The 14,036-nt window shown below is 60.6% G+C and carries 15 protein-coding genes; 10 read left to right on the top strand and 5 right to left on the bottom strand.

Translation table 11 applies throughout. The features are described from left to right. Positions 1–66: 66 nt before the first annotated feature. The 4 genes from CYD26_RS10890 (at position 67) to CYD26_RS10875 (ending at position 3,786) form a co-directional block, all read left to right on the top strand. Complete coding sequence (locus CYD26_RS10890; RefSeq protein ID WP_256588006.1) at positions 67–519, top strand: PaaI family thioesterase; 453 nt, start codon at positions 67–69, stop codon at positions 517–519. After that, entirely contained in the window at positions 516–977 is a 462-nt protein-coding gene (locus CYD26_RS10885; protein ID WP_102052599.1) for a PaaI family thioesterase, read from the top strand. Before CYD26_RS10890 ends, CYD26_RS10885 begins: the two co-directional genes overlap by 4 nt. Before the next feature lie 109 nt (positions 978–1,086). Next, positions 1,087–2,991 carry a molecular chaperone HtpG gene (gene htpG / locus CYD26_RS10880; RefSeq protein WP_099774017.1) on the top strand — a complete coding sequence of 635 codons (1,905 nt, stop codon included), beginning with the start codon at positions 1,087–1,089 and terminating at the stop codon, positions 2,989–2,991. 69 nt (positions 2,992–3,060) lie between these two features. Then, positions 3,061–3,786: a dienelactone hydrolase family protein gene (locus CYD26_RS10875; protein WP_065759440.1), complete on the top strand. Its 726-nt coding sequence runs from the start codon at positions 3,061–3,063 to the stop codon at positions 3,784–3,786. 45 nt (positions 3,787–3,831) lie between these two features. Here the strand turns inward: CYD26_RS10875 and CYD26_RS10870 are convergent, their stop codons facing one another. The 5 genes from CYD26_RS10870 to CYD26_RS10850 all read right to left on the bottom strand — a co-directional run bounded on the left by CYD26_RS10870 (position 3,832) and on the right by CYD26_RS10850 (position 9,615). Beyond that, positions 3,832–4,692 carry a pirin family protein gene (locus CYD26_RS10870; protein WP_099774019.1) on the bottom strand — a complete coding sequence of 287 codons (861 nt, stop codon included), beginning with the start codon at positions 4,690–4,692 and terminating at the stop codon, positions 3,832–3,834. A gap of 154 nt (positions 4,693–4,846) precedes the next feature. Further along, a complete protein-coding gene (gene fabB, locus CYD26_RS10865; RefSeq protein WP_102052598.1) occupies positions 4,847–6,067 on the bottom strand; it encodes a beta-ketoacyl-ACP synthase I in 1,221 nt (406 codons plus the stop codon). Positions 6,068–6,078: 11 nt separating this feature from the next. Next, on the bottom strand, positions 6,079–6,594 hold the full coding sequence (gene fabA, locus CYD26_RS10860; protein WP_065759437.1) for a 3-hydroxyacyl-[acyl-carrier-protein] dehydratase FabA: 516 nt from the start codon (positions 6,592–6,594) through the stop codon (positions 6,079–6,081). A gap of 202 nt (positions 6,595–6,796) precedes the next feature. Continuing rightward, positions 6,797–8,728 (bottom strand): response regulator, encoded by a 1,932-nt coding sequence (locus tag CYD26_RS10855; RefSeq protein WP_102052597.1) that lies wholly within the window; start codon positions 8,726–8,728, stop codon positions 6,797–6,799. Beyond that, positions 8,725–9,615 carry an ABC transporter substrate-binding protein gene (locus CYD26_RS10850; RefSeq protein WP_102052596.1) on the bottom strand — a complete coding sequence of 297 codons (891 nt, stop codon included), beginning with the start codon at positions 9,613–9,615 and terminating at the stop codon, positions 8,725–8,727. Before CYD26_RS10850 ends, CYD26_RS10855 begins: the two co-directional genes overlap by 4 nt. A 308-nt stretch (positions 9,616–9,923) precedes the next feature. Between CYD26_RS10850 and CYD26_RS10845 the strand changes: the two genes are divergently transcribed. The 6 genes from CYD26_RS10845 (at position 9,924) to CYD26_RS10820 (ending at position 14,029) form a co-directional block, all read left to right on the top strand. Further along, positions 9,924–10,949, top strand: a complete 1,026-nt coding sequence (locus CYD26_RS10845) for an NAD(P)H-dependent glycerol-3-phosphate dehydrogenase (protein ID WP_099774022.1) — start codon at positions 9,924–9,926, stop codon at positions 10,947–10,949. A gap of 16 nt (positions 10,950–10,965) precedes the next feature. Then, positions 10,966–11,313 carry a DUF4389 domain-containing protein gene (locus tag CYD26_RS10840; protein WP_102052595.1) on the top strand — a complete coding sequence of 116 codons (348 nt, stop codon included), beginning with the start codon at positions 10,966–10,968 and terminating at the stop codon, positions 11,311–11,313. Continuing rightward, positions 11,310–11,765 (top strand): phosphohistidine phosphatase SixA, encoded by a 456-nt coding sequence (gene sixA, locus CYD26_RS10835; RefSeq protein ID WP_102052594.1) that lies wholly within the window; start codon positions 11,310–11,312, stop codon positions 11,763–11,765. The genes CYD26_RS10840 and sixA overlap by 4 nt, the downstream gene beginning before the upstream one ends. Positions 11,766–11,800: 35 nt before the next feature. Next, positions 11,801–12,244, top strand: coding sequence for a hotdog fold thioesterase (locus CYD26_RS10830; RefSeq protein ID WP_099774024.1), 444 nt, complete (start codon positions 11,801–11,803; stop codon positions 12,242–12,244). A gap of 139 nt (positions 12,245–12,383) precedes the next feature. After that, positions 12,384–13,178: an alpha/beta fold hydrolase gene (locus tag CYD26_RS10825; RefSeq protein ID WP_099774025.1), complete on the top strand. Its 795-nt coding sequence runs from the start codon at positions 12,384–12,386 to the stop codon at positions 13,176–13,178. After that, positions 13,175–14,029, top strand: coding sequence for an alpha/beta hydrolase (locus CYD26_RS10820; protein WP_102052593.1), 855 nt, complete (start codon positions 13,175–13,177; stop codon positions 14,027–14,029). Before CYD26_RS10825 ends, CYD26_RS10820 begins: the two co-directional genes overlap by 4 nt. The last annotated feature ends 7 nt before the right edge of the window (positions 14,030–14,036 follow it).

Genomic DNA, 14,036 nt, shown 5'->3' with positions numbered 1-14,036 from the left:
CGCTGAGTTCGGTATAAGACATAGGGGCAGCACCGTACCGGAAAGGTCAGGTGTTGCACTCAGTTTTTGCCGCCGCCCTTTCTTTCTGCACTGCGTCATTGTCAGTTACTGGACATGCGTGTCGAGCGTGCCGATGCTGACGGTATGACACTGGTTCTGCCCTACGCACAGAAAATTGTCGGTAATCCACAGACCGGTGCGATTCATGGCGGCGCCTTGACCACCCTGATGGATACCACCTGCGGCATGGCCACGCTGTGCGTGTTGCCGGTGTTCGAGGTGTGCCCGACCCTTGATCTGCGTATTGACTACATGCATCCCTCGGAAGCGGGGAAGGATATCTACGGCTACGCACAGTGCTATCGCGTCACCCGGGACGTGATCTTCACCCGAGGCATGGCGTACCAGGATGATCCGCAGCGACCGATTGCGCAGGTGGTGGGTACCTTTATGCGCTTGGGTAAAGGCGTCAAGGGCGGGCAGGGGTTCGCCAGTCAACTCAAGGACGGTCTGCTGTGATTCCGCGTGAGGTTCATCAGCAGCTGCGCGCGGCCCATGCCGAGGGCAACTATGCGCCACTTCTGGATCTGATCCCCTATGCCGGGTTGATCGGTATCGAGTGCAGCCGTCAGGGTGAAGACTTGTTGTTTCGTCTGCCTGCCAACCCCGACAACATCGGTAATCCCTTGTTGCCCGCCATTCATGGGGGCGTGATTGCCGGGTTCATGGAGCTATCGGCCGCCCTCTATCTGCTGATTTTCAGTGAAAGCGCGGCCATACCCAAAATCATCGACTTCTCGGTCGACTACCTCCGGGCCGGGTACTTCCGTGATACCTATGCCCAGTGTCAGCTCTGGCGTCAGGGGCGACGAGTGACCAATGTCGCGATTACCGCCTGGCAGGGCAGTCAGGCCGAACCCATCGCCACTGCTCGCGCGCATTTCAAGATCGAAGAATTATTGCCGCCCTTGAAATAGTGCGCAGTGCCCCCATCTGTTGTTCATCCCGCTGCAACGACCAGGCGAGGGTGCCTATCGCGCTTGCCTGGTCAGTGGCCACTGTCAATAGATTGGAGTTTTGAAGACCATGAGTGTGGAAACTCAAAAAGAAACCCTGGGCTTCCAGACCGAGGTGAAGCAGCTGTTGCACCTCATGATCCATTCGCTGTATTCGAACAAGGAAATTTTCCTTCGCGAATTGATTTCCAACGCCTCCGATGCAGTGGACAAGCTACGTTTCGAAGCCCTGTCCAAGCCTGAGCTGCTTGAAGGCGGCGCCGAGCTGAAAATCCGTGTGAGCTTCGACAAGGAAGCAGGTACCGTTACCCTCGAGGACAACGGTATTGGCATGAGCCGCGAGGATGTGATCACGCACCTGGGCACCATTGCCAAGTCTGGCACCGCCGATTTCATGAAAAACCTCACCGGTGACCAGAAGAAAGATTCGCACCTGATCGGTCAGTTCGGTGTGGGCTTCTACTCCGCATTCATCGTCGCCGACAAGGTTGATGTGTTCAGCCGTCGTGCCGGCCTGTCTGCTGCCGAGGGTGTTCACTGGTCCTCCAAAGGTGAAGGCGAATTCGAAGTTGCCACTGTCGAAAAGGCCGAGCGTGGTACCCGTATCGTCCTGCACCTGAAGAAGGACGAGACCGAGTTCGCCGATGGCTGGCGCCTGCGCAACGTCATCAAGAAGTACTCCGACCATATCGCCTTGCCGATCGAGCTGCCCAAGCAGGTCGAGGTTGCCGAAGGTGAGGAAAAGCCGGCCGAAGCATGGGAAACCGTCAACCGCGCCAGCGCCCTGTGGACCCGTCCGCGTACTGAAATCAAGGACGAGGAGTACCAGGAGTTCTACAAGCACATCGGTCACGACTTTGAAAACCCGCTGGCCTGGAGCCACAACAAGGTCGAGGGCAAGCTTGAGTACAATTCGCTGCTGTACGTACCGGCCCGTGCGCCGTTCGATCTGTACCAGCGTGAAGCACCGCGTGGCCTGAAGCTCTACGTGCAGCGTGTGTTCATCATGGACCAGGCGGAGTCGTTCCTGCCGTTGTACCTGCGCTTCATCAAGGGCGTGGTCGATTCCAATGACCTGTCGCTGAATGTGTCGCGGGAAATCCTGCAGAAGGACCCGATCATCGACTCGATGAAGTCGGCACTGACCAAGCGCGTTCTGGATATGCTGGAGAAGCTGGCGAAGAACGAGCCTGAGCAGTACAAAGGCTTCTGGAAGAATTTCGGCCAGGTCATGAAAGAAGGCCCGGCTGAAGACTTCGCCAACAAGGAAAAAATCGCCGGTCTCCTGCGTTTCGCTTCCACCCAGGACGACAGTGGCGAGCAAAGCGTTTCCCTGGCCGACTACCTGGCACGCGCCAAGGAAGGTCAGGACAAGATTTACTTCCTCACCGGCGAGTCGTACGCGCAGGTCAAGAACAGCCCGCACCTGGAAGTCTTCCGCAAGAAAGGCATCGAAGTGCTGCTGCTGACCGATCGTATTGACGAGTGGCTGATGAGCTACCTCAGTGATTTCGACGGCAAGCAGTTTGTCGATGTTGCGCGCGGTGATCTGGACCTGGGCAAGCTGGACTCCGAAGAGGACAAGAAGGCTCAGGAAGAAATCGCCAAGGAAAAAGAGGGCCTGGTCGAGCGCCTGAAAGGTGCGCTGGGCGATGCTGTCAGCGAAGTACGGGTTTCCCATCGTTTGACCGACTCGCCAGCCATCCTGGCTATCGGTGAGCAGGACCTGGGCCTGCAGATGCGTCAGATCCTCGAGGCCAGTGGTCAGAAGGTTCCGGACTCCAAGCCGATCTTCGAGTTCAACCCTAGCCATCCGCTGATCGAAAAACTGGACAACGAGCAGAGCGAAGACCGTTTCGCCGACTTCTCGCATATCCTCTTCGATCAGGCTGCACTGGCCGCGGGTGATAGCTTGAAGGACCCGGCGGCTTATGTACGCCGTTTGAACAAGCTGTTGGTTGAGCTGTCGGCTTAATCCGATGTAAGAGAAAACCCGCTTCGGCGGGTTTTTTCATGGGCGTCCTATGCAATTTCGGAGGTCGTGATGAACGCAGTCGTTATCGAATCGCTGGTGTATCAGCTTGATGGCAAACCCTATGAGAGCCGTTTGCTGTACACGCCGGGCAGTGGCGCACAACCGGGGTTGATAATGGCCCCGAACTGGATGGGTGTCGGGGCTGGCGCTGAAGCTATTGCCCGTGCAGTTGCGGCGCGCGGTTATGTGGTGTTGATTGCTGACCTGTACGGGCAGGCGGTACGCCCCGGCAATGCCGAGCAGGCCGGTGCGGCGATGATGCCGCTGAAGAATGACCGGCTCGAACTGCGCAAGCGTATGCAGGCGGCGCTGGCGCAGTTGCGTGAACAGACGCGCGCTGCGCTGCTGCCTGGGCAGTTGGCGGCGTTCGGCTTTTGTTTCGGCGGTTGCTGTGCGTTGGAACTGGCCCGTGATGGCGCTCCACTGAAGGCGGCGATTTCCTTCCATGGCACACTGGACACTCCGCGCCCGGCTGATGCAGCCAACATCAAGGGCGCGGTGCTGGTCTTGCATGGTGCGGATGATCCGTTGGTGCCCAGGGAGCAGTTGCCGGCATTCGAGGCTGAAATGAATGCGGCAAAGGTCGACTGGCAGTTGCTCAGCTACGGTGGAGCGGTGCACTCGTTCACCGATCCGGCAGCGAATACCCCAGGCATGATGATGTATGACGCCAGGACCGCCACGCGGGCGTTCCAGGCCATGCATAACCTGCTCGATGAGGTGTTCCAGGCGTAAGCGCTGGAAACGCGCCAGGCAACAGTCTGAGGCTTGGGGCGCGCTTTACGGCAGTGCAATGCGCTCGTGCTCTCCGGGTACGGTCGGCCAGTCGCCGGCCGCCCAGCGTGCCCGGGCCTGCTCGATCAGCGCCGGGTCGCTGGCAACGAAGTTCCAGTTCATCCGTCTTGGCCCATCCAGCGGTGCGCCGCCAATCAGTACCAGATGACATTCGCCTTCGGCGCACAGCGTCATTTCCTCGCCTTCCGGCAGAACCAGCAGGCTGCAGGGCTCTATCGGTTCGCCATTCAGGCTCGCTTCGCCTTCAAGCAGGTATACCGCACGTTGCTCATGTTCCGTCGGCAGGGGCAGTGTGGTCGCCGCCTGCATGCGCACATCGGCATAGAGGGTGGGCGAGAGCACCGGAACCGGAGATTCCAGGCAAAAGCCTTTGCCGGCGATCAGGCGGATGCTGACCCCCAGGGTGTCATGCGTTGGCAGGCTGGCGGCGGTGTAGTGGCTGTAATGCGCTGGGCCCTGTTCGGCATGTTTCGGTGATGCCAGCCAGACTTGCAGGCCGTGCAGGCGTGAGCCGCTGGCGAGCAGGTCCGCAGGCGTACGCTCGATATGGGCTACGGCGCTGCCTGCCGTCATCCAGCTGACCTCGCCAGGTTTGACCCGTTGCTCTGAGCCAAGGCTGTCCTTGTGCAGGATCTCGCCTTCAAACAGGTAGGTGAGGGTGGACAGGCCGATGTGCGGGTGTTGGCGGATGTTCATGCCGCTGCCAGGGGCGTAGTCGGTCTTGAGCATATGGTCGAAAAACACGAACGGCCCGACGCTGCGGCACCTGGCCGATGGCAGTGGGCGCAAGATGGGCTGGCCTTCGACGTCTTCGGCCTTGGGGCGAATGATAAGGGGAGTGCTCACGGTGTACTCCATGGCTGTCGGATAGCCTAGGCAGCATAGCGTGTCTGCAGGCGTGTCCGTTGGCAGCGTTAAAGCGGATGCAACATGGCTATCGGGGTAGCAGAAACAAAAACGCCCCGAACCAGTCGGGGCGTTTTGCGTAAGGTGTTAAGCCTTACTTGCCTTGCCAGCGCTTGAGCACCAGGGTGGCGTTGGTGCCACCAAAGCCGAAGCTGTTGCTCATGACGGTGTCGATCTTGGCGTTTTCGCGGGTTTCGCGCAGGATCGGCATGTCGGCCACTTCTGGGTCCAGCTCCTCGATGTTGGCGGAACCGGCCATGAAATTGCCTTCCATCATCAGCATGCAGTAGATCGCTTCGTGAACGCCTGCGGCGCCCAGGGAGTGACCCGACAGGCTCTTGGTCGAACTGATGGCAGGTGCCTTGTCGCCGAAGACTGCACGAACGCCCTTGATTTCTGCGACGTCGCCGACAGGTGTCGAGGTGCCGTGGGTGTTCAGGTAGTCGATCGGGGTGTCGACAGTGGACAGTGCCTGCTGCATGCAGCGAATGGCGCCTTCACCACTAGGCGCAACCATGTCGTAACCGTCGGAGGTCGCGCCGTAGCCAACGATTTCCGCGTAGATTTTTGCGCCACGGGCCAGAGCGTGTTCCAGCTCTTCGACCACGACCATGCCGCCACCACCGGCGATGACGAAACCGTCACGCTTGGCGTCGTAGGCACGGGAGGCTTTCTCCGGGGTTTCGTTGTACTGGCTGGACAGGGCGCCCATGGCGTCGAACAGGAACGACTGGCTCCAGTGTTCTTCTTCACCACCACCGGCGAAGACGACGTCCTGCTTGCCCATCTGGATCTGCTCCATGGCAGCGCCGATGCAGTGTGCGCTGGTAGCGCAGGCCGACGCGATGGAGTAGTTCAGACCCTTGATCTTGAATGGTGTCGCCAGGCACGCAGAAACGGTGCTGCTCATGGTACGGGTTACGCGGTACGGGCCAACACGCTTGACGCCTTTTTCGCGCAGGATGTCCAGTGCTTCCATCTGGTTCAGGGTCGAGGCGCCGCCGGAGCCTGCGATCAGGCCGGTACGCGGGTTCGAGACCTGGTCTTCGGACAGGCCGGAGTCCTTGATCGCGTCCTGCATCGCCAGGTAGGCGTAGGCAGCGGCGTGGCCGACGAAGCGGTAAACCTTGCGGTCGATCAGTTCTTCGAGGTTGAGGTCAATGGAGCCGGAAACCTGGCTGCGCAGCCCCATTTCCTTGTATTCCGGGTTGAAACGAATGCCCGGGCGGCTTGCACGCAGGTTGGCGGAGACGGTCTCTTTGTCATTGCCCAGGCACGAAACGATGCCCAGACCAGTGATAACGACGCGGCGCATGCGAATAACCCTTAGAAATTGTCAGTGGAGGTGAATACGCCGACCCGAAGGCCTTCGGCGGTGTAAATCTCGCGGCCATCGACTGCCACCGAACCATCGGCAATGGCCATGTTCAGCTTGCCCTTCAGGACGCGCTTGATGTGGATGTTGTAGGTGACTTTCTTGGCGGTCGGCAGTACCTGGCCAAAGAACTTGACCTCACCCGAACCCAGGGCGCGGCCGCGACCTGGCAGGCCTTGCCAGCCCAGGAAGAAGCCAACCAGTTGCCACATGGCGTCAAGGCCCAGGCAGCCAGGCATCACCGGGTCACCTTCAAAGTGGCAGGCGAAGAACCACAGGTCCGGGGTGATATCCAGCTCGGCGACCAATTCACCTTTGCCGTACTTGCCACCCTCTTCGCTGATATGGGTGATGCGATCCACCATCAGCATGTTCGGGGCGGGCAGTTGCGCGTTACCTGGGCCGAACAGCTCACCGCGACTGCAGCGCAGCAGGTCTTCCCGAGTAAAGGCGTTTTGTTTGGTCATGCGAGCTCCTCAATAATCCGGTGCGGCAGGGGCGAATCTTCCCGGCCGACCCAAGGCGTTTGGGCCTGGGGCGGCAGCCTACACATAGACTATTGCGTTGTAGTGAAAGTCACAGCACAGGGACGAAGATGTACACTTGTGCACTGAAATTTTTTTTCAAGACCTCAATCGGCCTTGATTCAGTCTCTAAGACTGCCGCAATTTAGCATTTATCGCCAGTCGCCGCTGCGTCAGCGGGTAACCAACGTTGCAGAATTTGCTGTAAATCTGTGCGTTTGAAGGGTTTGGTCAGGTAATCGTTCATTCCGGCGGCCAGGCAACGTTCGCGATCACCCAGCAGCGCATTGGCGGTCAAGGCAATGATCGGCAAGGCTTTGTCCTTGGGTTGCTGGCGAATTCGACGGGTGGCTTCGTAGCCATCGATCACCGGTAGACGGCAATCCATCAGCACGGCGGCAAAGCGCTGGCGAGCGATCTGGGTCACGGCCTGAGCACCGTCGACGGCTACGCACACTTCATAGCCCAGGCTGCGCAGCATGGCTTCGATGACCGTCTGGTTGACCGGGTTGTCCTCCACCAGCAGGATTCGCCGGCCCTGGCCGTTGTCCTCATCGACCTGCACGCTGGGTGACAGTGTGGGTTGCGGTTTTACCGCGAGGGTCAAGGGAATCTCAAGGGTGAAGGTTGAGCCCTGGCCTTCGCGGCTTTCGGCGCGCAGGTTGCCGCCCATGCGCTCTGCCAGGGTTCGGGCAATCGACAGCCCCAGGCCCGTACCGCCATAACGCCGGGAAATCGAGCTGTCCGCCTGCTGGAAGGCGACGAACATCATTTCCAGGTGTTGGCTGTCGATGCCGATACCAGTGTCACGTACTGCGCAACTGAACCAGATCAGTTGGCGGTCGAGCACTTGCCAGCGCGGTTCGATTTGCACCGTGCCACGTTCAGTGAACTTCAAGGCATTGCCAATCAGGTTGACCAGTACCTGGCGGATGCGCGTCGGGTCGCCGACCACCTGCAATTGCTCGATGCCGGGTGGCATGCGCAGTTGCAGCTCCAGGTCGCGCTGCTGGGCCGTGTGCAGGAACGCCTGGGTGCAACTGCCAATCAGTTCGGCCAGGTTGAAGGTAATGTGTTCAAGTTCAAGCGTAGTGCTCTCGATCCGCGAGAAATCAAGAATGTCGTTGATGACCTTTAGCAAATGGCCGGTTGACTCCGTGGCCACGGCCGCATAGTCGGCCTGTTCTTCGCTCAGTGGGGTGGTTTCCAGTAACTGCAGCATGCCCAGCACGCCGTTCATCGGTGTGCGCAGCTCATGGCTCATCATTGCCAGGAAGTCCGATTTGGCCTTGTTCGCCTGTTCGGCTTCTTCGCGGGCCTGAACCAGTTGCGCGATGGCCTGTTGCTGTTCGTGGCTGGCCTTGGCCATGGCGCTGGCCAGGTTGTTGATGTGCCGGGAGAGGTTGCCCAGTTCGGTGTCGTCCAGCACCGGCAATGGTGAGGTGAAGTCGCCTTGCTGGATCGCCTTGACGGCCTGGCTCATGTCGCTGATGGGTTTGGCCAGGCTGAGGGCCAGGCGGCGGGCCAGCAGGAAGGTGAAGATCAGGGCGAACAGGGCGAGTATCGCCGCCTTGATCACGATTTCCTGTTGCCGTTGGCTGAAGGCGTCGTTGGACATACCGACGATGACCCGGCCCAGGTAGTCGTCCCCTGGGGCCGAGGCAGGCAGGCTGCTGTTATGCAGGAAGTCGTTGTCCAAGGGGATCTGTTGCAAGCGTATTGGCGCCTGGAACACTTCAACCGGTTGTGTGGGTTTGTCGTTTTCGTCGGGTTGCTCGACATGCACCAGAATATGGTTGGCGCTGTCCTGAACCTCCAGAAAGCGCACGTGGGGGATGCTCAAGGTGGCCCGCATCAGGCTTTCGAGCACGTCCTCGTTACCCGCGATCACGCCGTACTCCGATGCGGGAGCCAACTGGTTGGCGATCAACTGGCCGGTGTGGTTGAGTTCCTGGCGCAAGTCCTGGATCCGCACGAAGGTAAAGAAACCGATCAGCAGCAAGGTCAGCAGCAGGGCGGGGCCAAGGCTGATCATCTGCGTGCGGGTATGAATGTCCCGGCTCAGGCGCAGGTTCATGGGGTGGGCTCTCCTTCGGCGACGACCTTGGTTGCCGCAGCCGGTTCAATCGGCTCAATCCCCAGGGCGCGGGCCACTTGAGGGTTGCCGATGACGCCAAAACGCTCAGGGTAGTGGGTGCGCGGCCATTTGGCCGGTGCCTGGTCGAGCAGGCGGTCCAGCACCCGCAGCCAGTCGTGCTTGTTGCTGAAGGTGCTGGCCAGACCGCCGGCCTTGACGAACCCGGCCGTGGGGCCGATCAGGGGCATCTGTCGGGCGTAGCTGCTGAGCAGCAGGTTCTTGACGGTACGCGGGTTGTACAGGCCTGGATCGTCCAGGCCGAGCACGACGTCACTGCCCTGCAGCAGCGCTTGTAAGGGGCGATTGTCGCGAGGATCCGGCCAGGCTTGGGCGTTGATGTGCAGGCCCAACTGCTGTGCGCTCTGGTTCAGCTCATCGAGCAGGAAACGGCTTTGCTCGCTATAGAGCACGCCGACCCGTCGAGCGTGTGGCAGCAGATAGCGAATCAGGCGCAGTTGGCGTGTAGGCGACGGGTCGCTCCACAGCAGGCTCAGGTAGTGTGGGGGCACACGCCCAAACCGTTGGTTGGCCTGCACTCGGCTGATGCGCATCACCAGTGCCGGTGGCCCGGCGGTTTCACCAAGGCGCCAGTCGAGGGCGGCGGCGTCGAGCAGAATCAGCCGGGTTGTCGGCTTTATGCGTCCCGGCGCAGGCAACTCGGCCACCGGCAGGAAACGTACCTGGTCAGCACTGCGCCGTTGTTCCAGTGAGTGGACAAAGGCGCGCACGCCCGGGCTTTCTGTCGCGGCCGTCAGCAGGATGTCGTGTGCCGCTGCCGTCAGCGGCCACAGCCAGGCCAGCAGCAGTGCGCTCAGAAGCCTGCGCATCAGCGCGCGAGCTCCGCGTCGACAGGGTGATCCTGAGCTGTTACCTGGTTGCCCAGAGGGCGTTTTTCAGGCAGGGGCTGACCGCTCACCGCGAGGGTCGGCAGCATAAGAGCGCATGAAGGAAGAGGGCCAAGTGACACGGCGCGGCCTTATTACGGATATAAATCGGGCATGTTAACCGAGTAGCCGGCATTTTCCAGTTGTCTGAGGGCAATCCCGGCCATGATTCGCGTATCTGGCGCTGGCTCTGGCACTATCGCGCCGTATAATGCGGACGTCGCCACATTTTTGGCATTAACGGATTGAATATGACTGAACAGCAACCGGTTGCAGTTCTGGGTGGCGGTAGTTTCGGCACCGCGGTGGCGAATCTGCTGGCCGAAAATGGTGTCCGGGTACGCCAGTGGATGCGCGATCCCGAACAGGCCGAGGCCATGCGTTGCAATCGAGAGAATCCGCGTTACCTCAAGGGCATCAAACTTCACCCGGGGGTAGAGCCGGTTACCGACCTGTTGGCGACCCTGCAGGGGAGCGAGCTGATCTTTGTCGCGCTGCCTTCCAGTGCATTGCGCTCAGTGCTGGCCCCTCATGCCGGGCTGCTTAGCGGCAAGATGCTGGTCAGTCTGACCAAAGGTATCGAGGCCCAGAGCTTCAAGCTCATGAGCCAGATCCTCGAGGAAATAGCCCCGCAGGCGCGTATTGGCGTACTGTCCGGGCCGAACCTTGCGCGCGAAGTAGCCGAGCATGCGCTCACTGCGACGGTGGTTGCCAGCGAAGATGAAGCGCTCTGTCGCAGCGTTCAGGCCGTGCTCCATGGTCGAACCTTTCGTGTCTACGCGAGCAGCGACCGCTTCGGTGTCGAGCTGGGCGGGGCCTTGAAGAACGTCTATGCCATTATTGCCGGCATGGCTGTGGCCCTGGGTATGGGCGAGAACACCAAGAGCATGCTGATCACCCGGGCACTTGCGGAAATGACCCGCTTCGCCGTCAGCCAGGGCGCCAACCCGATGACCTTCCTTGGCCTTGCCGGGGTGGGGGATCTGATCGTCACCTGCTCCTCGCCCAAGAGCCGCAACTATCAGGTGGGGTACGCACTGGGCCAGGGCTTGAGCCTGGAGCAGGCAGTCAGCCAACTGGGCGAAGTGGCCGAGGGCGTCAATACCCTCAAGGTGCTCAAGGTCAAGGCCCAGGAGTTGCAGGTCTACATGCCGCTGGTGGCAGGGCTTCATGCGATCCTGTTCGAGGGGCGTACCCTCAATCAGGTCATCGAGTTGTTGATGCGGGGCGAGCCGAAGACTGATGTCGACTTCATTTCCACCAGCGGTTTCAACTGAACGACAGGAGCAGTAGATGAACGAATCCCCGAAACAGGCCCAGTGCGAATCGATCGGTCTGCGTATCCTTTGGATGCTGGTGTTCCTGATTGTGTGGCAATTGGCCGAGCTGCTGCTGGGTGGCCTGATACTGGTGCAGTTGGTCTATCGACTGATCTACGGTGCGCCAAGTGCCAGCCTGATGAGTTTTGGCGACAGCCTCAGCCAGTACCTTGCGCAAATCGGTCGTTTCGGCAGCTTCCACAGTGACCAGAAGCCGTGGCCATTTGCTGACTGGCCAAGCCCGCGTGCGCCGGAAGGTGAAGCACCTCACAGCGTACCTGCAGCTGCGCATCCGGTGCGTGATGAGGAGCCGAAGCTATGAAGCTCTGGGTGCTGCGTCATGGTGAGGCCGAGGCGCGGGCCCATAGCGATGCCGAACGCCGCTTGACCGCGCATGGTCGTGAGCAGGTGTTGCGCAGTGCCGCGCAGTTGCTCGGGCAGCCGCTGCAGGCTGTCCTGGCCAGCCCTTATGTGCGCGCGCAGCAGACAGCCCAGTTGGTCTGTGACGCGTTGTCCTTCGACAAGCCCTTGATCACCGTACCGTGGTTGACCCCAGAGAGCGAAGCCGACCAGGTGATCGCCGAGTTGGACAAGCTGGGCCTGGAACATGTGCTGTTGGTCAGCCATCAGCCCTTGGTTGGCACGCTGGTGGGGATGCTTGAACAGGGGCATCGACGCGATCCGCAGCCGATGAGCACTGCCTCGCTCGCCGAGCTTGAAGGTGACTGGCCGTTGGCTGGGTTGATGACCTTGCGTAGCCTGAGTCATGCTTGAGCTTTGCTCAACCCAGAACAATAAAGGACTCGCCCATGAGCATCTGGTACACCCAGCCTGATATCGACCAGCTTAATCACCAGCAAAAGAACACCATTGGCGAGGTACTGGACATCCGCTTCGAGTCGTTCAGCGACGATTCGCTGACGGCCAGCATGGTGGTCGATCACCGTACCCGCCAACCGTTCGGTTTGCTTCATGGTGGTGCTTCAGTGGTGCTGGCCGAAACCGTCGGCTCCATGGCCAGCTATTTGTGTATCGATCCGCAGAAGTTCTACTGCGTGGGCCTGGAGGTCAATGCCAACCACCTGCGTGGCTTGCGCAGTGGTCGGGTCACGGCAACGGCGCGGCCGGTGCATATCGGGCGCAGCACCCACGTCTGGGACATTCGATTGAGTGCCGAAGAGGGCAAGACCAGTTGCATTTCACGGCTGACGATAGCCGTCATCGCGCTGGGCGAGGCTGCCCCCAGCCGTTGAAGGCACGGGTGATTCAGGCTGTTGCGCCGGTATCACCGTCCTATTGACCTGATTGCCGTCTCTGATGGCTTTTCCGGACATTGCCCCGCGCCGAGTCGGCGCGGACAATGACGCCATTACTCCTCTCGGACAGGCGGCCATGTCGCAGCAGATCTTCTTCGCTCATGCCAATGGTTTCCCCTCGGCCACCTACGGCAAGCTATTCGCTGCGCTGGCGCCGGACTATCAGGTCAGCCACCTGCCTCAGCATGCCCACGACCCGCGCTTCCCGGTCAACGATAACTGGCAGAGCCTGGTCGACGAGTTGATCCACCATCTGCAACAACAGCCTGCGCCGGTCTGGGGTGTCGGGCACTCCCTGGGCGGGGTTCTGCACCTGCATGCGGCAATGCGCTGCCCACAGTTCTACCGCGGCGTGGTGATGCTGGACTCACCGGTACTGACGCGCGCTGATGAGTGGCTGATTCGCACGGCCAAGCGCTTTGGCTTTATAGATCGCCTTACCCCGGCCGGGCGTACGCTGGGCCGACGTGAGGCGTTTCCGGATCGAGAAACCGCACGGGCCTACTTCACAGGCAAGAGCCTGTTTCGCAACTTCGACCCCGACTGCCTCGACGCCTATGTGCAGCATGGGCTGCAGGAGGCGGACGACGCGTTGCGCCTGCGCTTCGATCCGGCCACCGAAATCAGCATCTACCGTAGCTTGCCCCATATCAGCCCAGGGCAAGTCCGTCAGGTTTCGATCCCGCTGGCGATGGTGCGGGGCAGTCATAGCCGGGTGATCAAGCGTCATCATGCCTATGCGGTTCGTCGCATGCCGCGCGGCGAGTTTCACAGCGTGCCGGGTGGGCACATGTTTCCATTGGAGCGACCGACCGACACCGCCAGCCTGCTCAAGGGGCTGTTCGACCGCTGGCAGGAGCACAGTGTATGACCGGCCCAATCGAACAGGTGCGTCTGAACCTGGGGCATGTCGAGTTGGCGGCGCAGCTGTTTGGCCCGGCCGATGGACGCCCAGTGATTGCGTTGCATGGCTGGCTGGATAATGCCAACAGCTTTGCACGGCTGGCACCGAAGCTGACGGGGGTGCGTATCGTTGCGCTGGACCTGGCCGGGCACGGTTTGTCCGGCCACCGCCCGCCAGGGGCCAGCTATGCCTTGTGGGACTATGCCTTCGACGTGTTGAGGGTCGCCGAACATTTGGGCTGGGAGCGCTTTTCCCTGATGGGGCACTCCTTGGGGGCGATTGTCTCAGTGGTGCTGGCGGGGGCCGTGCCTGAACGTATCGCTCGTCTGGCCCTGATTGATGGCGTTGTCCCGCCGACCGCCGGGGTTGAAGACACTGCCGAGCGCATGGGCATGGCCCTGCAGGCGCAACTGCGCCACGGCAAGAAGCCCAAACCGGTGTATGCGGCACTGGAGCAGGCCGTTGAGGCGCGCATGAAGGGTGTGGTGGCGGTGAGTCGCGAAGCGGCAGGGCTGCTCGCCCAGCGAGGGTTGGAGGCCGTGCCGGGTGGTTTTACCTGGCGCAGCGACAGTCGCCTGACGTTACCTTCAGCGCTACGCTTGAGCGATGAGCAAGCGCAGAGCTTTGTGCGCCGCATCGCTTGCCCTGCACAATTGATCGTGGCCGCCGACGGTATGTTGGTGCGGCACACTGCCTTGCTTGAGCAGCTACCCTTTGAACAGAAACAACTGCCGGGTGGCCACCACCTGCACCTGAACGATGAGGCGGGTGCGTCCCTTGTCGCAGACTGTTTCAATCGCTTCTTTGCCATTCCTTGACTTGTAG

Origin of the sequence: Pseudomonas sp. FFUP_PS_473, from assembly GCF_002858665.1 — a bacterium.
GTDB lineage: Bacteria > Pseudomonadota > Gammaproteobacteria > Pseudomonadales > Pseudomonadaceae > Aquipseudomonas > Aquipseudomonas defluvii.
The sequence above is the reverse complement of the archived record's forward strand: the minus strand, read 5'-3'. Positions and strand labels throughout refer to the sequence as shown.